Source organism: Alkaliphilus transvaalensis ATCC 700919 (genome assembly GCF_000621485.1).
GTDB classification, from domain to species: Bacteria; Bacillota; Clostridia; order Peptostreptococcales; family Natronincolaceae; genus Alkaliphilus; species Alkaliphilus transvaalensis.
Genome location: NZ_KK211286.1, coordinates 270,825 through 292,922, shown reverse-complemented (window position 1 = coordinate 292,922; position 22,098 = coordinate 270,825). Strand labels below are relative to the sequence as shown.

Sequence of the window (22,098 nt, the reverse complement as noted above, 5' to 3'; positions counted from 1 at the left end):
TCTTTTACTTTATACTTTTTCTTGATTCCCAATGAGCATCTGCATTTTCTCAACAAAGGCAGTAGAAAGTTCTTGGGCATATTCTTCTGTATAACCTTCAGCATAAATATTGAAGACCGGTCTTTCACTATCTGGAAGAATCAGCGTCCAACCTCTGTCATCATTAATTTTTACCCCCTCAAACAGTTCTATATTTTCACTGTGGTGCTTTTCAATGACTTCCTTCATTACCCTACCTTTATCCCTCCAGTTACAGGAAATTTCTTTTTTTAAGAAATACATTTGGGGCAGTTCATCAACTAGATCTCCTAAGGAAATATTCTTGCCAACAAGAAAGTCAATAATACAACCTATAGCCCAAACAGCATTATATTGAAGGGTATATTGGAGGGTCTCTACTCCACTGCTATTCTTCATCTTCAACATTTCATTCATAATGTTTGAAGGATCTGATTTAGTTCTAATTACATCAACCTGATATCCTCTAGCCATTTCCTCAATCACCCTTGGTGCAGTAAAGGGTAAGACTAACTTTTCTTTAACACCCTTCTTAAATTGAAGAATAGCCGCAAGGGCTTTATATCTTTCTTGACTAATTATTCTCCCCTTCTCGTCAATTAAAATCATCTCTTCTCCAGTTTCATTTAACATGACTCCTAGAAAGGCTTTTTCTTCTTTTACATCTTCAACTAGATTGTTGATTTGCTTTTCAATTTTATGCTTTCTCCCTCTTGGATGATGGCATTCAACTTGACAGCCCATTTCTTCAAGCAGTTCTCCTGCAACATTCATGATATTCTTGGAAAAAGAACTAATGATTATTTTAAAGTTATTTTTCTTAATTTTTTCGAGGTGGCTAAATCCCTTTAACCCATCTTGTATAAAAAAGGATTTAAATTCATCTACATGGATTATTTTTTTAACCTTCTCTGCTTTGCATCTTATGAAATCATCACGACTAAATAAGTTTTCAATCTCTCTTTCTCTACTTCGGGAAATATTACCACCGTTTGCCTCAACAAACTCTATCGTTATTTTATTTGGGTTTTCCCCATCAGTCGCTACATGGATTCCCCCTTTAGCATTAAAGTAATTAACTGCATAACGAGCCATCGGCATAATTACGCCTTGTAAATGAATAGCTTGAGCCCCTGTCGATTGAATTCCTGTGATTAATGAATTTTGAATTAAATTCCCTCCACTAGTGTCATCACTACTAATCACAATGGTTGCATCTTCTTTAAGACTAGATGAAAAAGCTGCACCTAAACGAGAAGCAAATTCAGGATTAATATCAATATTTATCTCGCCAGAAACATTTCTAAAACCAAAGAGGACCTTTGATGCCTTAGTTCCCCAAATTAAATTTTGATTAACAATTGTATTTTCTTCAATTCGCTTACTTGGCCAAATTTTTATGTCGGGCTTCACGACTACCCCATCTTCTAGGTGGGTGTACTCACCCACAACTACATTTTCCAATAACTCTACCTTATTCTTAATTACACCTCTAGTACAAACAACCGCCCCTCTTGCTTCTACATGATCCCCTAAGGAAATATTGTTCCATAAAATAGTTCGTTTGATAGATGTGTTTCTTCCAATTGATCCATTGTCACCAATTACAGTATATTGATCTAGGGTAGTATAGTCATTTATTTTACAGTTTTTTCCTATGTATACTGGAGGGTTAATGATTACCCCCTCACCTAAATTTGTATCCCTACCAATCCAAACCCCAGGGGCAATCTTCTCACCTTCAATATCTAAATTAACCTTGCCAGCTAATATATCGAAATGCGTCTGTTTATAGGAACTTAGATCGCCTATATCGCACCAATAATCCTCCATCACATAGCCATACATGGGTACTTCATCCCTTAGTAATTTAGGAAACAAATCTTTACTAAAATCAAATTGATCTCCTTTTTGATAGTAATCTAGTACCTCAGGTTCTAATATGTAAATTCCAGTATTTATTGTGTTACTAAATACCTCTCCCCAGCTGGGTTTTTCTAAAAAACGAATGATTTTTCCTGTTTCATCGGTAATAATCACGCCATATTCTATCGGTACCTCTTCATTTCGTAATACCAATGTTGCCTTTGATGCTTTCTCCCTGTGATAATGAATCGCTTTGTCAATATCAAGGTCTGTTAAAGCATCACCACTAATAATAATTAGGGTCTCATCAATAAAAGACTCGGCATTTTTCACACTTCCACCTGTTCCTAAAGGAACTTCTTCGATAAAATAATGTAAATTTACTCCCCATTTTTCTCCATTCCCAAAATAGTCAGTAATTTCTGTTGGCATATAGGCCAGTGTAACGGCAATGTCCGTTATTCCGTATTTTTTTAACAACTCTATGGAGTACTCCATTACTGGTTTATTCATTATTGGAACCATTGGTTTTGGTAGACTACAAGTAAGGGGCTTAAGTCTAGTTCCTTTACCCCCTGCCATGATTATTGCTTTTATAGTAATCACTCCTTTTTATGACTTTGCTTTTGGGTATCTAGATTATTTTGTGATTTTTTCCATTTTCTATTCATAAGATCACTTCTTTCTTCTAAATCTAGCCTAAAGAAGAGTATGCTCTATAGGAGTCCTGTTTAATCATACTTATACAGTAAAATTATTTCCATTAGTAAGCTGAATTCATTAATGCTTCACTTACGATTTCTTCATCCATAATAAAGAGATGGTAACAATTAAGTCACCACCTCTTAAAATCAAAACTATTTATTTTATACTAAATTATTATTTTTATTGATTAAAGGGAGTTGCCGCTTTGAATTTCTAATGCTAGCATTTTGGTATAACTTTTAGTTCTACTTTTGATTTATTTTAATACTACCCGATACTGTTTCTAAGTTGATTTTGTTCTCATCATTACCCACAACCCCCATCATACTTCTTCTACTAGCATGGGTTAAAGTGATGGGAAAATTAGTTTTAATCCCCCCAGAAGTTGTTTTGGCATTAATAATAAATTGTGCTTCTTTAGGTAATGTTAAATCTATTTTGCCTGATACGGCCGTTAGATTAATGCTATTTCTAAACTCTTTATATTCTGCAATAATTGAACCAGATGTTACTTCCCCCATTAAATTACCAACAAAGTTAGTTAACTGAATTTTTCCTGAAATAGACTTTAAATATGTGTTTTGAGTCAATGCAGATTCAACTTTAATACTACCAGAATGGGTTCTTCCTTCCAAGTCTCCTATTAAATTATTTATTTTGATGCTTCCCGAGCTTCCTTTTAATATCGTTTTTAAGGATTTAACTGATTCTAATTTAATACTACCTGAACTGGTTTCAGCCACAACCTCACCATTTAATTTAACAATTTCAATACTACCAGACTTTGCTGTTAGTGTTGCCTTTGTTGCATTAATTGCCTCAACCTTGATACTGCCAGAATGGGTAACTACTTCTAGTTCGCCTTCATAGTTTTTTAACTTAATACTACCAGAATTAGCTTTAAATCTACTTTCCTTTGCTCTAATGTAGTCTAGCCTTAAGCTTCCAGAACTACTATCTATGCTAAATTCTGTTAGGTTTAGTTCTTGGGCTTCCACAGACCCTGATGTTGTAGTAATCAATAACTGTTGATCATAACTGTTGGGCAAGTATAAATCTAATCTAAGTTTTTCTCTGTGGATTCCAAAGCCAAGCCCAATTTCTCTAATTAATGATATTTGTAGCCCTCCATTGATTAAATTAGTTTGTAACATAATCTTTTTAGTAAAATTAGATTCTATTTCCCCATGTAAATGTATCATCACTTCATCCCCATCAAAATTATGAATTTTAATGAGGGGACTATTGCTATCGATTTCAATTCTTTTTAGATCATCCACTTTATATTTTTCTTTTTGATCTATCATATGCTTTTTCCTCTCGCCACCAAAGTTTTGGAAGATTTCACCTAAGTTATTGATTAAACTATTTACTTTATTGTTCTGCTGTGGTTCGTCCAAATAACCCTGCATAAACTCTTTAACAATTTCCTCAGGCATACCTAAGGATTTAGCAATCTCTTCTTCTCTTTTTCCCTCTTCTAAAGCAACCCTAAAATGTTCATCGTAATCATATAAAATATCTTCCCTTACCTCCTTGGGTAAATCTTGTAAAAGCTTTTCCAACTGATCTAAAAATACCCTCTTATTCATCTGTATCCCCTCCGTTTTTTAATGATAAATATTAATACTACCTGATGATGTTTGTAAGTTAACTTGATTAGTTCCATCTCCAACGATCCCCTCAATAACCCGATTACTAGAACTAGTCATTAATATTGGAAACTGAGAATCAATTTTACTAGAAGAAGATCTACTTTCTGCATAGATTCTAAAACTAGCATCCTTCGGCAATTTTAATTGGATTCTACCAGAAGTAGCCCTCAAATTAACATTATCATTAAATTCTTCATATTCTACTTTAATACTACCTGATGATGTTTCTCCTTGAAGTTCCCCCGAAAAGTTTATTAAAGAAACACTTCCTGAACTGGCCCTTACATAGGTTTTTGTCGTTTTTCCAGAGTCAACCCTTATACTCCCAGAACTTGTTTCTGCCTGCAGTTGGCCTTCAAAATTTGACAAACTAATACTTCCCGAACTAGCCCTTAAAGTTGTCATTTCAGTTAAAGCTTGATCAATCTTTATACTTCCAGAACTTGTTCGAATACTCATTTTTTGTACCAGCATTTCATTAATGGACACCGATCCTGAAGATGAAGTGATTTCAATTTCCTCTAAATGGGTTTCTGGAAGGTAAATATCAAATTTTACATTTTCTCGATGGGTCCCTGAAAAACTACCACTGGGTCTTCTAGATTCTATTGAAAGCTTATTTCCTGAATCTTCAGAGTGCATATATGGTATATTACCTGTATTTGTTTCAACACTACCATGAAAATGCACTCTAATTTCTTCTCCATCGCTTCTAAAGACATTCACCGATGGACTACTTGTTCTAATTTCTATCTTTTTTACCGACTCTATAGGATAGGTTTTTTCTTCATCTATAATGTGCTTCTCTAGGTTTCCCCTATTAGTAGTAATCCCGAATTCATTAAGCCCAAATAAATTCCAACCCCTTTGGCTATTCAACACATTTTGTTTTCTATAAGTGGATATCATAGATCCGCCTATCCCAAAAGAAACCACCATTACAATCAATAAAATAACGACAAGATTTCTTACATTAATATTTGATTTCATTTTTCGCCCTCCTATCGGTAATCAATTTCAAATTGAATTTAAGATATTTAACAGTTAAGTGATAGAATAACTTTCCTAAATAACATACACCAATTGTAAAGAGAAGCCCCATTGAAGTAAAGCCTATACCAATGAAAAAAGTACTTATGGCATTGACATACAATGATGATGGTAAATGAATCCATCCCACTTGACCAATAATGCTAGACACCACCATTGCAATTCCTGCCAAGGTTATTCCTATTGATGCTGCAAAAAAGCCTATGCTAACACCAACCACTCCTATAAATGGTCCTAAAACAAAGATTAAATTAAAGGCACCTAAACTCACAGTTGCTAATACTCCTATTCCAACGTTATTGGTTGTGGCAGTTTCTTCAGCTCTATTAACCATGTATCCAGCTTTAAACTCTTTTGCCAACAAGATGGGATCACCTAATGATTCAGTTATTTCTTCTTCAGCTTTCCCTTCCTCTAAACCCATTCTAAAATATTCTTCATAGTCATATAGAATATCTTCCCGTTCATCGTGGGGAATGTCTGCTAGTAATCCTTCTATTTTATCTAAAAATTCATTTTTATTCATGGTCTTCTCCCTCCCTAATTATTCGGTTTACCCCTTCTACAAAACTATGCCATTCTTCAGTTAATTTATCCTTCATAGTCCTTCCTGTTTCCGTCAGTTGATAATACTTTCTAGGGGGTCCCCCTGTAGATTCCTCTAGATAAGTAGTGAACATTCCTTCATCCTTTAATCTCCTTAATAAAGGGTAGATGGTCCCTTCAGAAATAGATATATTCTTTGAGATTTCATTTACCAACTCATATCCGTAACAGTCCTTCTGACTAAGCATTGTAAGAACACATAATTCTAAGACACCTTTTTTAAATTGTATATTCATAGTAACCCCTTCCTCTTAATAGGCTTTTTTCTATTATTTGGTTATTTATGATTATAATATAACATAAGCTACCTTTTTATGCAAGGTACTGGGATAAAAAAATACAATAGAATTGTATTTTTAATTTTATCCTATCGCTATGATACTTTATCTATTTAATGAAGAAATTCCATACTCCCAGCAAATAAAAGGTATCCACCTTATTCTTCAATAGCTATTGCCCTAATCGGTGAGCCGTCCCCTTTTTGAATTTTTAAAGGTAAACAAGAGAACTTAAAGGAATCCATACTTATTTTATCGAGGTTTTTTAAGTTTTCAATGATCACTACTTTATTTTTAAGTAGGATATCATGAATGATCAACTCAGTTGATTCTACAGGTTCTACAGAAATCGTATCGATTCCAACACCTTTAATATTTAATTTTGTTAGTGCCTCTGCCAATTGAGGAGAAATTGATGGAAATCCTTTAAAGTAACTTTCCCTACCCCACTTTTTATCCCATCCAGTATTAAATAAAACAAAATCTACAGATTTAATTTTTTCTAAGTATGGCTCTATCGTTTCTAAACAGATTTTATCCCCCTCCTGTAGTTGTCTACAATCTACCACTATTCCATTTCCATAGAAATAATCTACTGGTAAGTCTTCTATCGTCTCTCCTGCTTGAAGCATATGAGCAGGGCAATCAAGATGGGTTCCAGTATGGGTATATAAAGTCATTTCTATCTCTCGAAAACCGTGTTTTTCAAAGGTACAGACATGGTTAAATTTTGGTGGTTCAGTATTAGGATAAACCTGCATATCTGGTGCAATAACATGTGTTAAGTCTATTATCTTCATTCCTTAGTCCTCCTAGGTATTTATATATTTTGAGATTTACTTCCATTTCTCAATATTAATTATATCTTTTTTTAATTTTCTGTCAATGTTTATCCACAAGTTACAAATAGTTGTTTCTGTATAGAACAATGTCTTCTTCTAAAGACTTTAGGATTAACTTCTTTGAAACATATTACGCAAAATCTTTTATATCAAAGCTAAAAAGTATATCAAAATTAGAACAAAGTCTTCCTTAGGAAGATTTATAGGATGACTTTAGGTGAAAAAAACTAAGCTACTTACACAATTTAATCCATTAAATTGGTTATCTGCTTATCTTGAAACTCATTACGTAAAGTTCTCTTATTTTAATAATAATTAAAGTCGAACTTTCCTATTCGTTATAAAAGTAGAACTTTCCAATTCATTAGAACAATACCTTCCTATGAATGATTTAGTGATAGGCCTGTATGGAAATACTTGACGGAAAATCATGATGATTGTAATCTTTAAAAACTATAATATTCCTATGTATTATAAAAAATAAGGACCTCTTACCAGTAGAAGCCCTTATTTTCATATCTATTAAATTAGTATAATCTTAAGTAACGATCCAATTCCCATTGATGTATTTGCTGGTGGTATTCCTTCCACTCTTGTTTCTTAGCATTTAAATAAATATTAAAAACATGTTCTCCTAAAGTATCCTTCATTAATTGACTATTTTCAAACTCTTCTAGAGCTTCCTCTAATGAGCTGGGAAATCTTTGTATCCCTTTTTCTTTTCTTGTCTTTTCATCTAAATCATAAGTACAACCTTCGAAATAGGGTGGCGGTTCTATTTTATTTTTAATTCCCTCTAAACCTGCTGCCAAGATTGCCGCAAGTGCTAAATAGTGATTAGCCGTTGGATCGGGATTTCTCAGTTCTACTCTAGTTCCTGTTCCTCTAGAACCTGGTATCCTTATCAATGGGGTTCTATTACAAATTCCCCATGCGATATCTGTTGGAGCCTCATACCCTGGTACAAACCTTTTATAGGAATTTACCGAAGCATTGGTAATGGCAGCTAACTCTCTACCATACTTAATTAGTCCCCCAATAAAATGGTAGGCTTCTTGACTTAAGCCTAATTTATCTTTCTCATCATAAAAGGCATTCTTACCATCTTTAAACAAAGACTGATTGATATGCATACAAGTACCATTAACGCCACTAATCGGTTTTGGCATGAAGGTAGCATGTAGACCATGCTGTTTAGCAATAGTCTTAACGACTAATTTAAATGTTGATATTTTATCTGCTGTAGCTAGGGCTTCGTCATATTTAAAATCTATTTCATGTTGTCCAGGGGCTGCTTCATGGTGGGAAGCTTCTATTTCAAAACCCATTTTTTCCAATAATAAACACATATCTCTTCGAGCATCCTCACCTAAATCTGTTGGGGCAGCATCGAAATAGCTTGCATCGTCATGGATTTGTGTAATGGGGTTTCCTTTTTCATCAGTTTCGAAAAGGAAAAACTCAACTTCTGGACCAACGTAGTAATCATATCCATAGGACTTTAATTCTTTTAATACTTTTTTTAATATATTTCTTGGTCCCCCAACAAAAGGTGTACCATCAATGTTATAAACATCACATATTAGTCTAGCAGACTTTCCATGCTCACCTGTACGCCATGGAAAAATCTGAAAAGTTGAAGGGTCGGGCTTTAAATACATGTCAGACTCTTCGACTCTTTTATAACCGTCTATAGAAGAGCCATCAAACATAATTTCACCCTTTAAGGCAGTTTCTAATTGACTAGATGTAATTGCCACATTTTTTAGTTTTCCAAATATGTCTGTAAACTGTAGATTAATAAAACGAACATTTTCGGCCTCCGCCATCCGTATGACTTCATCACTGCTTACTGATTTCAAATTTAATCAACTCCAATATTTTTTTTACCTGATCAGGGTCTTTTATACTGGTACGTACCAGCAGTGATTACAAATATAATTTATCATAGTTTAAATATTTCCACAAATCTCCTATAATACAGTATCTATACCTTACTCTTCCTCAGTCAAGGTCAGATGCCATTAGCTAGTAGGTCTTCAAAATAATTCTCATATAATCCCAATATGGGCTTATCCCTCAAATATAGAATTAAGTAAAGAGTTTAATGCCGATTAATGCCAGCATAAAATTTAATGTCAATCGTCTAATAGGTACATTTTCAAAATAATTCATATCAATTTATAAGATTCTTTGCAATTTACGATCAACTTTGGATAAAACGAATTTTAATTCAAATTTATGGTATTATGCATTTTCCTCAATTAAAAGAGTTAGGTACCCTGCACCTAACTCTTTTAATGATCTAAGTTTTTTTGAATAATAGTTAAGGTTCATAAAAGAAGTACTTAAAAGAATATTAATTAGTTGCTTTAATCCCACTATCTTCTTTTTTGCTTTCCACCACTTTATAACCAATGAATAGTAATGCCATAATTAGATATCCGATTGTATATTCAGAGGTAATTAAAATTTCTAATTTGGCTGCATGCATTAAGCCAACTGCCGACAGTAATGCTGCTACACCTGCAGCATAAGCTGCCTTCTTAAATTGATTATCAATAATAAATACCAGTATGGCTCCCCATAGAAGACCTGTGAACATTGCCCCTTGACCTAATGGTACGATCGCTGGTGATAGATTTTTTACTACATCTCCTGCTGGGCCATTAAATCGGGTCATGATATAGTTTGCAAAATAAGGGAACATTGCCAATACGACAGCAGGATGATGCTTAATTTCCACTGATGAAAAGGCTTGGGATACCATTGATATTCCTACAAAAACCAGTATTGGAGCTATTACTGCCATAGGAATGATTTTTGACATCGCTGCAATGATTCCAAAGGTTGAAGCTAATAGGAAAACAACTCCATTTAATACAGAATAACCTCTACCTGCATTCATCCACTTCGAACCAATTGAGGCAATATAAACAGTTGTTGGGAAAACCCCACCAAATATTGTACCTACCATAGTTCCAACACCATCCGCTAATTGTGCTTCTTGAACATTGTAATTATCGCCTGCAGCCGCCATCGCTTCCACATTGTTCATCGTTTCAATGAAATTATAAATTGAAATAGGTAATAAAATTGCTAATAAACCGATCATTTCTTTTGTTAATAGAGATAAACCTTCTAGAAATCCTAACGTTGGCACTGGTGGATAAAATCCAACTGTTGATAATCCGTCTGAAATCTGACCTACATCCGCTTTTCCAATCGTATAGGCTAAAAATGTTCCAATCACAATAGCAAATAACGATGCAGGAATTCTGAAGGGCATTTTCTTCTTGGCAATTAAACCCATTAATATTATTGCTAATACGACTAATCCAATTACTGGCATTTCATATGTTCTAAATAATAACTCAGCACCGATAAAACCAAATGCTACCCCTGCAAGAGAACCTAACATTGCTGCTCTAGGTAAGTGATCTCGACAAAACTTACCTAAGACGCTTCCCAATGCTTCAATTGCTCCACCTAAGAAACAGGCAGCCATTGCTATTTTCCAACCAAGCTCAGGATCTCCAGTTAAATTTAAGGCTGGTTGAAGAACACCAAATAAATAAATAAACATAACTGGAGTACTAATTCCATAAGACAATGCCGTCACGTTTGTACGATTTTCTTTAATAGCTAATTTTTCCGCCATACGAGCATAATAATAATTCCCAAATAAAACAGAAATCGCAGCACCTGGAATAACTCTCCCATAAACAATACTACTCGGGTAACCCATTGCGATCATGGATACTGCAATTAGTACAAAGTTAGCTAGATTATTCTGAAATAGTGCAAAGAAACCATCAACATCTTCCCTTTTAAACCATGGATAATTTACCTTTGTCATCATACTTCCCCCCTATTTTTCTATTTTTAAGACAGTGATCACACTAGTCTTCAAAAACAATTTTTTCCTCCTGCATTTCTCTAATAATTGCTAGAGATTCAACGTTGATGTTAGCTTCTTCCGCCAGCTTTCTACCCTTTTGAAACCCTTTTTCAATAACAATTCCTGCTCCCACTAGGTTCGCTTTAGCTTCATCTACAATTTGCTTCAAACCTAATAACGCTTGCCCATTAGCTAAAAAATCATCGATAATTAAAAGGTGATCTTCCTGACTTATATATCTTTTTGAAACCCTAATTTTATAATGTTTATCCTTTGTATAGGAGTAAACTTCTCCTTCATAGGTTTCATTGTCTAAATTTTTAGATTCAGTTTTCTTTGCAAATATAACTGGAACATTAAAATACTGTGCAGTAATGGCAGCAATAGCAATGCCAGATACTTCTGCCGTTAAAATCTTAGTAATATTTTTGTTATTAAATCTTTTTTTAAATTCTTTTCCAATCTCATTTAATAACTCAATATCTAATTGATGATTTAGAAAACTATCAACTTTTAAAACTTCACCTGCTTCAACTCGTCCTGCTTCTAATATTTTTTCCTTTAGTAAATTCATATGCTACCTCCTACTGAAAATTACCAGCTATCTCTTGCCCAGAAATTTAGGGTATAAAAAATCCCGTAGTTTTCATAACTACGGGGTTTAATGTAGAAAATGGGTATGCAAAATAGGCCATTAAATAGGCATGTTTTTTACATAGTAAAAAAACAATGATTAATGACTATACATATCTTCATTTACTAAGCATCAAACACCAGTAGTCAGGCTATTTACGGCAGCCTGGTAGAAACTCTTGGACCTATTACCAAAAATATACTAGGTTATTAGATTAGCTCTTGGTATTAAATTCTTGAGTTTAATTCTAAACCAGAAGGAGATAAAAATCAAGACTTTTCTAAAGGACCTTATGAAACTATATTATGAAGAAATGTAAATGTTACGTTATATTCATAATTATAAATGCCTTTAAAATATAAATCAACTTTTTTCTGAATATTCATAAATTATATACAATAAGACTTAATAAATGAATAACTTTACACCCCTACTTTTTTAATAAAATCACAAAAGTATTACTATCCTCTTTCCATTAACTGTCTAGTTAAATTTTTAGTATCTTATTGTTGTTTTATCTTTACCATGTTAAGATAGATTAATATGTTTTTTGTCGAATTTTGTCTTTTGGTTTTAATTAACGGAGGTTAATCTAGGTTTAACTAAGGGGGTTGTATTATGGTTATTGGAAAAGAACTTAGACCGAAAAGAAAGCCTAAGAAGGTAGTCTTTATTTTGCATTTTTTAATTATCTTCATCCTTTGGACCTTCTTAGTATTGTATCCTAACCCATATCGCTTTGCAGTTTCCATCTATCGAATTTCTAACCCTGCTATTAACCCCGAAGCGATAAGCCATTTATTAGAAGAAGTCCCTGATGATCCACAGGAAATCGAAAGATATGTTTTAACCAAAATCCCTTACCAATTTGACTGGTTAACCTATGGTGTACCCTTCTATTTCCCAACAGTTGAAGAAGTATTAGCCAATGGTACAGGGGACTGTAAAAGTAGGTTTGTGGTTTTAGCATCAATCTTTGAAGCAAAGGGGATCTCCTACAGACAAAGCTTTTCACTGAGTCATTTTTGGGTTCATTATGATGGCAAAGAAGAAAATCCGATAGAATTAGAAACTAATGCATTATTTATCAGAAACGATGATGGCGAGATGAAGATTCAACTTCCTCAGGAGGATCTTAAGGAAATATATGAAGTCTTGAAGGAAGGTTTTTGGGATTTTATGCCCCTACACCGAAAATTTCTTTTCGTGGCAGGGCTACCCATGTCAATAATGATCGCTTATTATATTAGAAAAAGAAGGCTAGAGGATCTCTATTAAAGACCTCTAGCTCTTTTTATGTTTGGGAAATGATATTTTTTTTAGTTCCTATAGTTTTTAAGTTTTTTCCTATCTACTTTTTAATAATCGATCCCAACCTAACAATGCCGCCCCAATGGCACCATTAAACTGAGAATCCGTTGAGTCATGGATCCCTATTTTAAGCTTTTCTCCTAATCTACTTTTAATATAATGACTTTTTGCTACCCCACCAGTAAAATAGACTTCTTCATCTACCCCTAATTTACTTACCTGGGCATAGGTTTTATTTACAACTGATTCTAATAAACCTGCTGCGACTTCTTCTTTAGTAGCGCCTTCAGCTAACAGACTAATTACTTCTGATTCAGCAAAAACGGTACACATACTGTTTATATTGCAAGGAGTTGCCCCTAAGGCAATTTCAGAAAGCTGACTAATATCTAGTTCTAATACGTTGGCCATTACCTGTAGAAAACGACCTGTACCAGCAGCACATTTATCATTCATAATAAAGTCTACAACTTTACCTTTTTCGTCCAACTTAATAACCTTACTATCTTGTCCTCCAATATCTATAACTGTTCTGATGGCAGAATTAAAATAGTGGGCTCCCCTAGCATGGCAGGTTATTTCTGTAACTTTTTGCTCTATGAAGGGAAGGGACACTCTACCGTATCCTGTTCCTACCATTACTTTTATATCTACTTTTGAAAAATCACCTTTAGTAATCAGTAAATCTATTAGGGCTTCACCTGCTTGTCTTGGACTCCAACCTGTTGGAAGGATTTCTTTTGCTATAATTTGTTCTCCATCATATGCAGTTCCTTTAGCAGCTACAGAACCTATGTCGATCCCTATACTTATCATTTTTTCCCTCCTTTTGCTTCTCAAAATCTAAATAACTTAAGGAAAAATAGAGCTGTCATTAAACAGCTCTATACACTAGATAGATTATATTGGTTAAAACTAGACTCTAAACAGCTCCTTCTACTGCAGTTTCAATGGTTTCTAAGAAGGCTTCAATTCTTACTTTAAGTTGACCTGTGTCAGAATCGGAATAGTCAGTTTCGATTTGAATAAATGGTAACCCTAATTCATCTTTTACAAAGTTTCTTACAGTGAAGGACTCAATATTATAGGTGTGACAGGCTTGCCAGGTTAAGTCTACTACCCCATCAACTTGATACTCTTCTGCTAGTCTTTTAATTAAGTCTAATCTTCCATTGTTATTAGACATACAAGAACATGGTGTAGATAAGTATTTTTCAGCTAATGCTTCAATTGGGTCCTTTGTTTCATCAACAAAAGAGTCTAATCCTTTGTAGCCTGTACAGTTTTCTAAAGCTACAACACTTCCACCAGCCTCTTCAATTATTTTTAATACCTTCTCTGACCCAGCACCAATTGGTACCCCTGTTAATAGGATTCTCGGTGCTTCTTCTCCATAGGCATAGATGCCCCTAGCCATTTGATCTTCTGTTTCTTTAATTAATTCTTCTATTAAATCAATTCCTGCCTCTTTATCAACATTAAAACCCTTCAGCCATTGGGCTAACATCATGTCCATTCCCGACAAAGGTGCAGGTTTATGGGCATTCAGTTTATGTAATCTTTTTAAAGCACTTCTTTCACGGTTAACTAATTTAATTGCATTCCTAAGTTTTTCATCTGTAATCTCCAAATTAAACTTTTCTTCTAAGAAGGATTTAAATTTAACCATCTCTTTTTTCCAATTTTCTAAAGCATCAGGATCATTGGCTGTTTGAGGAAGATTCATAACATGCATAGGTTTGATCTTTCCCATAAGCTCATACATTTTCTTCTTGCCATCACATGTTGTTTCGGCTAATAAAACATCACTAAAATAGAAATATGGACAGGTATCAGTTATAGCAAAACCATAGCTTGATTTTATCAGTGGACAGAGATTTCTTGGCAAATGCTTTTCTGCCTCTGCAATTGGTTCTTGTTTTGTTCCACATAATGTAACAGAAATAGCATCAGCTGCTAAAGCAATTTCTTGTGGCGAAAAAACACAATACATTCCCACAACCTTCTTACCAGCCTCACTTGCTTCTTTAATTTTAACAGAATTTACTCCCCTTAAACCTTCAATCTTCTCCATTAATGATGGTCTCACACTAAATTCCCCCTATGTTTTTATTGTCCTAATTTCCTTCTTTATTGAAATTCTAGCATAAAGTTAATTTTTTAACCAATAGTATCTATCTATAGAGGTCTAGTAAAACATTGGTCTTCTCTATAGAAAAACCAGTGACAGACTAAAAATAATCTGCCACTGGCTTTTCATTAACAAAGTCTTCTATAGCTTTAATTTCAGCTTCTTCTAATGAATATATTCCATAAACAAGCTGATCTATACTAGACTGTAATTTTGTCCGTACTAATCCATCATTACAGTGTAGCATTCTGGTTACTAGGTCAGTTAACTTACCTTCAACTCTATGATCAATTAAAACAGGTGTTTCTTTTAAAGGTGTTTGATAAAGTTCCAGTACTTCTCCCTTTCTCTTCCCTCTAAAATAAAACCATATATAATATAATTTTGAGTTTAAGAGCCCCAATAAATACTTTAAATTGATAGGATTATCTTTTTTAGTAATGTAGTAAACATCAGCACTAGAATACCAGGGGATTTCGTTATAACCAAAGGTGTTTACTCGACTTCTTTGGGGAGCAATAATTTTTTCTTCTAAAAAGATTCTTTCTTTTCTAGACCATTGTAAATGAAAGAATTCTATTACACCATTTCTTGCTTCCCTTCTATCCCTTAGAATTGGAGCATATTTTTCTAGATGTAACCATAAGTTTGGACACAAGTCATCTATACTTTTTATCTCACGATCTATGTAAATAATTTGTTTATTGGTTTTCTTAGCAGAATAATATCTCATGATGTCTGAGTTTTTAAAAAATGGCTTTAAGAACAACCCTTCTTTCTCAGTTAAATTCAGTTTCTTTACCTCTTCATCAGCTAAAACAAAGATGCCATCATTTTTATTCCCTTCTAAACTATACTTTTCAATATGCTTGCTGGTTAATTTATCGGCGCCTGAAACAATCCCTTGATTAATATGACAGAAATTAGCTAAGTTTGTGCCATTAGAAATTTTCCTTAGGGCCCTTCGAATAAATTGATTTTCTTCATCTACAATTCTGATATAAAGTTGGTCTCCTTCATATAGCTTATCATTTTCCACTAGAGAATAATTTGATTCCTTATCATTTCCATGGAGTATTCTTTTTATGACCGATTCATTTCCATACCCCTGCTTATTTACATTCATAATTTCTGCAAGTTGGGGTTTTCCCACAATTTTCTTCTTCTCAAATATTGAAATTAAGTTATGCTGACCTAATGCAGACTCAAAAATTCTAAGCTCGTTAAAATTAATTAGCTTTATAATATTGCTTCTTTCCTTCAAATCTGCCCTCAGTTTATAGGCTCCATTGGCAGTAGGAAAATAGTTAGTAGTTATAAAAGCAATAACTGCATCATCATTACCGATTTCTAGAGCCTTATGAAAGAAGAAATAAAACAAATCCATTTTACCCTGATAAAACCTTCTCCCAAAATCTGTATTTGCAATCCTTCTAAAAATCTCTTTATTCCCTTTCTCTCCCACATAAGGAGGATTACCGATAATAATGTCAAATCCTTTTTGTTTTTTATAGATATCTACAAATATTTCTTGCCAAACTAGCTGTTTAAAATCATCTGATGATTGCTTTTCATCTTTTAAATTTTCCTCTAGTAAATCAAACCTTGAATTAGGGAGGATCTGTTGAAAATCCATTGTCAATTGCTCTTCCCTTTTACTTATAATACCCGCATCAGTTTCTTCATTAAAGGGTTGTCCTAATAAGCTATTTCCAACATAGATATTCATATCTAAATTAGGTAGTGGTTCTGGTTGACCAAACCCCTCAAATACTTCCTGTTCAACCACCAGTGAAAGCCATAACCGTAACTTTGTAATTTCTACAGCCCTGGGGTCTATATCCACTGCATATATAGAATTTTTAATCGTTTCTTTCTTTAGATGATAAAGAGATCGCTCCTTGTAATTGGTCTTATTTTCTTTCATCCAACAAGGCTTTAGGTTAGATTCTTCCTCCATCATATGAATATATTCAGTAATAACATTTCTAATCTTAACGATCTCACTAAGGATTCCTAATGGAAATGCTCCAGACCCAACGGCAGGATCAGCTATTTTAACAGATTTAAGTGCATCGTCTATTGCTAATAATTGCCCTTGTATTGTTGGTTTAAGGAGATATTCTCCTTTTATGTTTTCACTTTTATAGATAATCTTTTCATAAGACTTCTTATGTTTTATAAAATCTTCATCCTTTATTAAGTCACCAAACAAGACAAATTCTCTTAAGTCCTGAATAGATAATTTAAGCTTTTTAGATAGGTAATGAATCAACCCTTCTTGGCTCATATAGTGGACAATCTCTCTAGGCGTATAAAACACTCCTTTAGATTTTCTATCCACTTCCTGTAGCAGATTTTCAAAGACCTTTCCTAACATTTCTGGATCAACTGCAATTTCTTTTTCGTAAGGCTCGTCCTCTTTAAGGGTAAAGTTATATCTCTCGAAAATATCTAGAACTCCTGTTCCAACCGTCCTTTGGCTATACCCCTTTGAAAAAAAATCATTAGGTATCCCAATACTACTTGTTAACCACTTTTTCCCTTCATTCTCTTCTTCAAATAGTTGTGATGACTCCACCTGCATAGAAAGTATGCTTAATATTTCTTTTAGAAGGGGGCGTAGTTTATTTAAGTAATAGCTACCATTTTCTTCTCCCAAAGTCTCATAATATAGGTCCCGCAAATGGGTTTTACTGCCATTCCCCCAAGCCATCGTTTTTTCAACACCAAGCCACCCCTTCTTTTGAAGGAAGTATAAAAAAGAAAAATATCCCATTAGCTTTTTAGCGTATTCTTCAGCATATTTATCTACTTCTAAGTTTAGTTTCTGGCAAGTTAATATTAGCTCATTAGAATCTTTAAAATACCTCTTTAATTCGAGGCATTTATTTTTGTAATCATAAAAAAAATTTTTCGTAACCTGTTCTATACTGAAGGCATCTTCAAGTTGTTTTATTGTTGTACTACTTTTAGTAATATTTAAAATAGCGAAAAATTGTTTTTGGGCCAAAATACTTGGTTCATCCCTACCAGCCAAATAAGAATACCTAATCATAGGAGGACGGTTTAATGGAAGTTGATCTCCTTTGAAGGTTTCATCGAACTTTAAATAAGATAAACGCCAATGATCTATTCCCTCTACGTAAAAGGCAACTAAAGCTGATTTCAGTTTCTCTCTTTGAAGTATTTCAGAAACAAAGTGTCTTTGTATACTCTTTCTAGCATTTAGCCCCTCTAGATTTTTAAGTTCGATGACCAATATTAATAAACCTTGATCTTCTAGGTCTATGTATTTTCCAATGTTATAATAAGCTACTATATCACTTGTATAGGCTTCTTCTTTTACCATCTGTTTTTCTATCTGATTGATAGCTGTTTTATGAAATAGGATAGTTAGTAATTTAATAAATTGTTCTATTTTAAAAGGATTTTCTAGTGTTTCCTTTAATGTTTCTAACTTGCTATTCTTCATCAATTGGTGCTCCCTTCATGAAATAGCCAAGACTTTTTATTATGTATGTTATTAAATTAGTAAATACTTAGTCTTATTATATTGCTAATTTAATATTAACTCAACTAAAATGGTGGTTTTTACATTTGCACCATATAAATTTGAATAACTAGATATTATCATTCTCCCTCAAAAAAATAAAGTCTTCAGTTAGAAGACTTTAAATATAGTTTACCTTGATGATATTAAGCTACTAAAATTAATACATCAGTATTTTTTCAATTCCCTACATTAAACCAATACTTAAACATTTATAGGGCTTAGAAATATGTTAAAAACCAAATTTTAAAATTTTTTTATTCATCTTTTCTCAACCTAATTATCCCTTTTTAGGGGTTAGAAAAAACACGATCAATGTCATACATAAAATAGCAGTAATAATGATTGAGGGATAGCTTTCTTGTTGTCTTAATTGATGTATGATAATACCTAAATACGCCCAAAGAACAACAAGGCAAAAGACGGTATCCCTTCTTCTAACTAACATTCTATAGCTAACTATGGTGCCAAAGATTAATGCTGCAATAGTCCAAATTGCCGCCAAAGTTCCTAATCCATTTAATCCAAAATATACCAATAAAGTTGTTAAGTTAGCAATTGTTGCTATTACGATCCAACCTAAATATACTTGAAAGGGTAAGTGAACATATATTTCTATTCTCTTATCTACCTTAACTCTGCCAATATTTAGATTTTGGTATATCTTAATAATTGAAAATAAAAGTAAAAGCATAAATGCCATAGAAAGGGGAATTTTTAAGTTGTGCCAAGCTAATATCCAACTTATATTTGCTATACAAGATACAATGAACCAAATTCCTATTTGGTCAATAAAAATTAAATTGTCTTTTCCATTAATCACTAAACTTTTACCTTGATAAACAATAAATAGTCCTAGTAAAAAATAAATAACTCCCCAGATAGCAAAAGTAATAGGAGCTGGTGTGAATAAGTTAGGATACATACTAGAAACTTCCCCAGTAGTATAGCCACCTATAGGTATTCGATTTGCCAACCAATTCACTAAAATCATCATAATAAAAAAGACAATATTTAATACCTGTAACAGCATATAATTTTTCCTCATAACAATGAACCTCCTTCATTAAAATTGGTCATAATTCTTTTATTTTTTATATATATGCTTCAACTACATTAACAAGGACAGGTTAAATAAAAAATATCTGATTTTTCCCAATTAAGAAGGATTCTTATATCATTTAACGAATAAGTACTAAAAGCTTTTTAAATACTAATACTTGACCACCAAGTTAGAGGGTCCCCTCTTTTTTTGTGGTCTTATTACATATTTTTGGAGGTGTCATTTATGAAAATACTATATTTTGACTGTTTTTCAGGTATCAGCGGAGATATGTTTTTAGGCGCTATGCTAGATATTGGAGTAGATGAAAGCTATTTAAGAAATCAGTTAAACCTATTGAAGGTATCTGGCTATCAATTAGAAGTTTTTCAAGATGAAAGAAAAGGTATTAATGGAACAAGAGCTAATGTCAAGTTGAGCCATCATCAGGCTGAACATGGTCATCATGGGCATCATCATCATGAACACCATCACAGCCATGAACACCATCACAACCATGAACATAATCACAACCATGAACATAATCACAACCATGAACATAATCACAACCATGAACATAATCACAACCATGAACATAATCACAACCATGAACATAATCATAGAAATTTACATGATATCTCTAAAATCATAAATGAAAGTGATCTTAATGATCGAATTAAGTCCATCAGCCTTGAAATGTTTAAACACATAGCCACTGCTGAGGCTAAAATACATGGTAAATCCCTAGAAGATGTGCATTTTCATGAAGTTGGTGCTATAGACTCAATTGTTGATATTGTGGGTGCCGCCATTTGCATCGATTACATGAAAGTTGATAAAGTAATATTTTCAACTATTGCTGTTGGTAGCGGCTTCGTAAATTGCGCCCACGGAAAATTCCCTGTTCCAGCTCCTGCTACTGTAGAAATATTAAAGGGAATAAAAATTACCTCTGGACCAGTTGAAAAAGAACTAACCACCCCAACAGGTGCTGCTATCGTTAAAGTGCTTGCTGATGACTTCTCAGATAATAAAGAGTTTTGTATTAAGCGCATTGGATATGGTATTGGAGGACGAGATAATCCTGTCCCTAATGTTCTTAGGGTTTTTGTTGGAGAAATAGAAGAAAAAGTAATGGACCTTCCCGAAACCCTCAAAGAAAAAGCTTCAATAATAGAATGTAATATTGATGATGGTAATCCAGAAATTCATCCCTACATAATGGAAAAATTATTAGAGAAGGGAGCAATGGATGTTTGGGTCACGCCAATTCTTATGAAAAAAGGCAGAAATGCAATTAAGCTGAGCGTCTTATGTTCGGCTGATATCATTAACCAAATAATGGAGACACTTTTTTTAGAGACCTCTACTATAGGGATAAGAACCTACAATGTGGACAAAGTAATGCTGAAAAGAGTGATTAAAAGTGTAACGACTCCCTTTGGCGAAGTTAACTTTAAATGTGTTTACTATGGAGAACAAGAACTTAAACATAAGCCAGAATACGAAGACTGTAAACGGATAGCTAAAACCCACAATCTTCCCCTTCAGAAGGTTTATGAGCTTGTTAATAAACTTTACCAAGAACAAATTAAATAATAGCTAATTAATCGTTAGAAGAGGTGATATTTTGAATACTAAAGAACTTAAGCAATTATTAGAGAACGTTAAAAACAACAACATAACCATAGATGAGGCCTTATCCAACTTAAAACAGCTGCCTTTTCATGACCTTGGATTTGCAAAAGTAGATCACCATCGGGAACTAAGACAGGGCTATCCCGAGATTATCTATTGTGCAGGAAAAACTACTGAACACGTAGTTGCAATCGTTGGCTCACTTTTAGAAAAAGGTAATAATATTTTAGGAACCAGAGCTACTAAAGAAATGTTTGAAGAAGTACAAAAACTTTATTCTGAAGTCAATTATCATCCTTTAGCAAAAACCCTCACTATCAAACAAAAGGAATTAGAGCTTAAATCCACCTACATTGTGGTGGTTACAGGTGGAACTTCTGATATTCCCGTTGCTGAAGAAGCTGCAATTACAGCTGAGATATTAGGTAATAAAGTTGAAAGAGTTTATGATGTAGGGGTAGCAGGTATCCATCGATTATTTGCTAATTTAGATATCATAAGAGGTGCTCAAGTAGTTATTGCAGTTGCAGGAATGGAAGGTGCTTTAGGTAGTGTTATTGGTGGACTTGTGGATAAACCTGTTATTGCTGTTCCTACCAGTGTAGGTTATGGTGCTAATTTTGGTGGTTTAGCCCCCCTTTTATCAATGCTAAATAGCTGTTCTAGTGGAACCGCTGTCGTTAATATTGATAACGGTTTTGGTGCAGGTTATATGGCTAGCATGATCAATCATTTATAACATAATCGATTCATCATCAGCTTATGCTAGATATCAAGTTAAATCAGCAATTAGAAATCTACTTAGATTATCTAAGTACCGGTATTAATCCAATACCTTTTATAATTCATTAATTTTAATAGCTTTCTC

General features: G+C 33.5%; 16 protein-coding genes and 1 riboswitch. Of the genes, 3 read left to right on the top strand and 13 right to left on the bottom strand.

The window, feature by feature from the left end; genetic code table 11:
* Positions 1-9: 9 nt before the first annotated feature.
* From T335_RS0116690 to T335_RS0116650, 9 genes are all read right to left on the bottom strand, one after another.
* Positions 10-2,466: a sugar phosphate nucleotidyltransferase gene (locus T335_RS0116690; RefSeq protein ID WP_242837316.1), complete on the bottom strand. Its 2,457-nt coding sequence runs from the start codon at positions 2,464-2,466 to the stop codon at positions 10-12.
* Positions 2,467-2,834: 368 nt separating this feature from the next.
* Complete coding sequence (locus T335_RS0116685; protein ID WP_026478548.1) at positions 2,835-4,181, bottom strand: DUF4097 family beta strand repeat-containing protein; 1,347 nt, start codon at positions 4,179-4,181, stop codon at positions 2,835-2,837.
* Between the two features lie 18 nt (positions 4,182-4,199).
* Positions 4,200-5,234: a DUF4097 family beta strand repeat-containing protein gene (locus tag T335_RS0116680; RefSeq protein WP_026478547.1), complete on the bottom strand. Its 1,035-nt coding sequence runs from the start codon at positions 5,232-5,234 to the stop codon at positions 4,200-4,202.
* Complete coding sequence (locus tag T335_RS0116675; RefSeq protein ID WP_026478546.1) at positions 5,218-5,820, bottom strand: HAAS signaling domain-containing protein; 603 nt, start codon at positions 5,818-5,820, stop codon at positions 5,218-5,220. The genes T335_RS0116680 and T335_RS0116675 overlap by 17 nt, the downstream gene beginning before the upstream one ends.
* The gene (locus tag T335_RS0116670) at positions 5,813-6,136 is read right to left on the bottom strand and encodes a PadR family transcriptional regulator (RefSeq protein WP_026478545.1); all 324 of its coding nucleotides are present in this window, start codon (positions 6,134-6,136) and stop codon (positions 5,813-5,815) included. The genes T335_RS0116675 and T335_RS0116670 overlap by 8 nt, the downstream gene beginning before the upstream one ends.
* Before the next feature lie 200 nt (positions 6,137-6,336).
* On the bottom strand, positions 6,337-6,978 hold the full coding sequence (locus T335_RS0116665) for a cyclase family protein (protein ID WP_026478544.1): 642 nt from the start codon (positions 6,976-6,978) through the stop codon (positions 6,337-6,339).
* A 569-nt stretch (positions 6,979-7,547) separates the two neighbouring features.
* On the bottom strand, positions 7,548-8,882 hold the full coding sequence (gene glnA, locus T335_RS0116660; protein ID WP_026478543.1) for a type I glutamate--ammonia ligase: 1,335 nt from the start codon (positions 8,880-8,882) through the stop codon (positions 7,548-7,550).
* A 497-nt stretch (positions 8,883-9,379) separates the two neighbouring features.
* A complete protein-coding gene (locus tag T335_RS0116655; RefSeq protein WP_026478542.1) occupies positions 9,380-10,879 on the bottom strand; it encodes a solute carrier family 23 protein in 1,500 nt (499 codons plus the stop codon).
* A gap of 43 nt (positions 10,880-10,922) precedes the next feature.
* Positions 10,923-11,495 (bottom strand): xanthine phosphoribosyltransferase, encoded by a 573-nt coding sequence (locus tag T335_RS0116650; RefSeq protein WP_026478541.1) that lies wholly within the window; start codon positions 11,493-11,495, stop codon positions 10,923-10,925.
* A 183-nt stretch (positions 11,496-11,678) separates the two neighbouring features.
* Positions 11,679-11,779: riboswitch (purine riboswitch) on the bottom strand.
* A gap of 394 nt (positions 11,780-12,173) precedes the next feature.
* Here T335_RS0116650 and T335_RS21120 point away from each other — a divergent pair.
* On the top strand, positions 12,174-12,833 hold the full coding sequence (locus T335_RS21120; protein WP_051569368.1) for a hypothetical protein: 660 nt from the start codon (positions 12,174-12,176) through the stop codon (positions 12,831-12,833).
* Between the two features lie 69 nt (positions 12,834-12,902).
* On the opposite strand, the gene T335_RS0116640 is transcribed toward T335_RS21120, so the two are convergent.
* From T335_RS0116640 to T335_RS0116625, 4 genes are all read right to left on the bottom strand, one after another.
* Positions 12,903-13,682, bottom strand: a complete 780-nt coding sequence (locus T335_RS0116640; protein ID WP_026478540.1) for an acyl-CoA dehydratase activase — start codon at positions 13,680-13,682, stop codon at positions 12,903-12,905.
* A gap of 106 nt (positions 13,683-13,788) precedes the next feature.
* Positions 13,789-14,955, bottom strand: a complete 1,167-nt coding sequence (locus T335_RS0116635) for a double-cubane-cluster-containing anaerobic reductase (RefSeq protein ID WP_026478539.1) — start codon at positions 14,953-14,955, stop codon at positions 13,789-13,791.
* 142 nt (positions 14,956-15,097) lie between these two features.
* Positions 15,098-18,472: an Eco57I restriction-modification methylase domain-containing protein gene (locus tag T335_RS0116630; protein ID WP_026478538.1), complete on the bottom strand. Its 3,375-nt coding sequence runs from the start codon at positions 18,470-18,472 to the stop codon at positions 15,098-15,100.
* A gap of 358 nt (positions 18,473-18,830) precedes the next feature.
* The gene (locus tag T335_RS0116625) at positions 18,831-19,598 is read right to left on the bottom strand and encodes a tryptophan-rich sensory protein (RefSeq protein WP_026478537.1); all 768 of its coding nucleotides are present in this window, start codon (positions 19,596-19,598) and stop codon (positions 18,831-18,833) included.
* Positions 19,599-19,838: 240 nt separating this feature from the next.
* On the opposite strand from T335_RS0116625, the gene larC reads away from it, so the two are divergent.
* Together larC and larB are read left to right on the top strand one after the other, a co-directional pair.
* Positions 19,839-21,191: a nickel pincer cofactor biosynthesis protein LarC gene (gene larC, locus T335_RS0116620; RefSeq protein ID WP_026478536.1), complete on the top strand. Its 1,353-nt coding sequence runs from the start codon at positions 19,839-19,841 to the stop codon at positions 21,189-21,191.
* A gap of 31 nt (positions 21,192-21,222) precedes the next feature.
* Positions 21,223-21,969: a nickel pincer cofactor biosynthesis protein LarB gene (gene larB, locus T335_RS0116615; RefSeq protein WP_026478535.1), complete on the top strand. Its 747-nt coding sequence runs from the start codon at positions 21,223-21,225 to the stop codon at positions 21,967-21,969.
* Positions 21,970-22,098: the final 129 nt, after the last annotated feature.

Bases quoted from the DNA above. Each gene is read 5' to 3' on its own strand.
- T335_RS0116690 (WP_242837316.1), bottom strand. From the start codon at position 2,466: ATGGCAGGGGGTAAAGGAACTAGACTTAAGCCCCTTACTTGTAGTCTA.
- T335_RS0116685 (WP_026478548.1), bottom strand. From the start codon at position 4,181: ATGAATAAGAGGGTATTTTTAGATCAGTTGGAAAAGCTTTTACAAGAT.
- T335_RS0116680 (WP_026478547.1), bottom strand. From the start codon at position 5,234: ATGAAATCAAATATTAATGTAAGAAATCTTGTCGTTATTTTATTGATT.
- T335_RS0116675 (WP_026478546.1), bottom strand. From the start codon at position 5,820: ATGAATAAAAATGAATTTTTAGATAAAATAGAAGGATTACTAGCAGAC.
- T335_RS0116670 (WP_026478545.1), bottom strand. From the start codon at position 6,136: ATGAATATACAATTTAAAAAAGGTGTCTTAGAATTATGTGTTCTTACA.
- T335_RS0116665 (WP_026478544.1), bottom strand. From the start codon at position 6,978: ATGAAGATAATAGACTTAACACATGTTATTGCACCAGATATGCAGGTT.
- T335_RS0116655 (WP_026478542.1), bottom strand. From the start codon at position 10,879: ATGACAAAGGTAAATTATCCATGGTTTAAAAGGGAAGATGTTGATGGT.
- T335_RS0116650 (WP_026478541.1), bottom strand. From the start codon at position 11,495: ATGAATTTACTAAAGGAAAAAATATTAGAAGCAGGACGAGTTGAAGCA.
- T335_RS21120 (WP_051569368.1), top strand. From the start codon at position 12,174: ATGGTTATTGGAAAAGAACTTAGACCGAAAAGAAAGCCTAAGAAGGTA.
- T335_RS0116640 (WP_026478540.1), bottom strand. From the start codon at position 13,682: ATGATAAGTATAGGGATCGACATAGGTTCTGTAGCTGCTAAAGGAACT.
- T335_RS0116630 (WP_026478538.1), bottom strand. From the start codon at position 18,472: ATGAAGAATAGCAAGTTAGAAACATTAAAGGAAACACTAGAAAATCCT.
- T335_RS0116625 (WP_026478537.1), bottom strand. From the start codon at position 19,598: ATGAGGAAAAATTATATGCTGTTACAGGTATTAAATATTGTCTTTTTT.
- larC (WP_026478536.1), top strand. From the start codon at position 19,839: ATGAAAATACTATATTTTGACTGTTTTTCAGGTATCAGCGGAGATATG.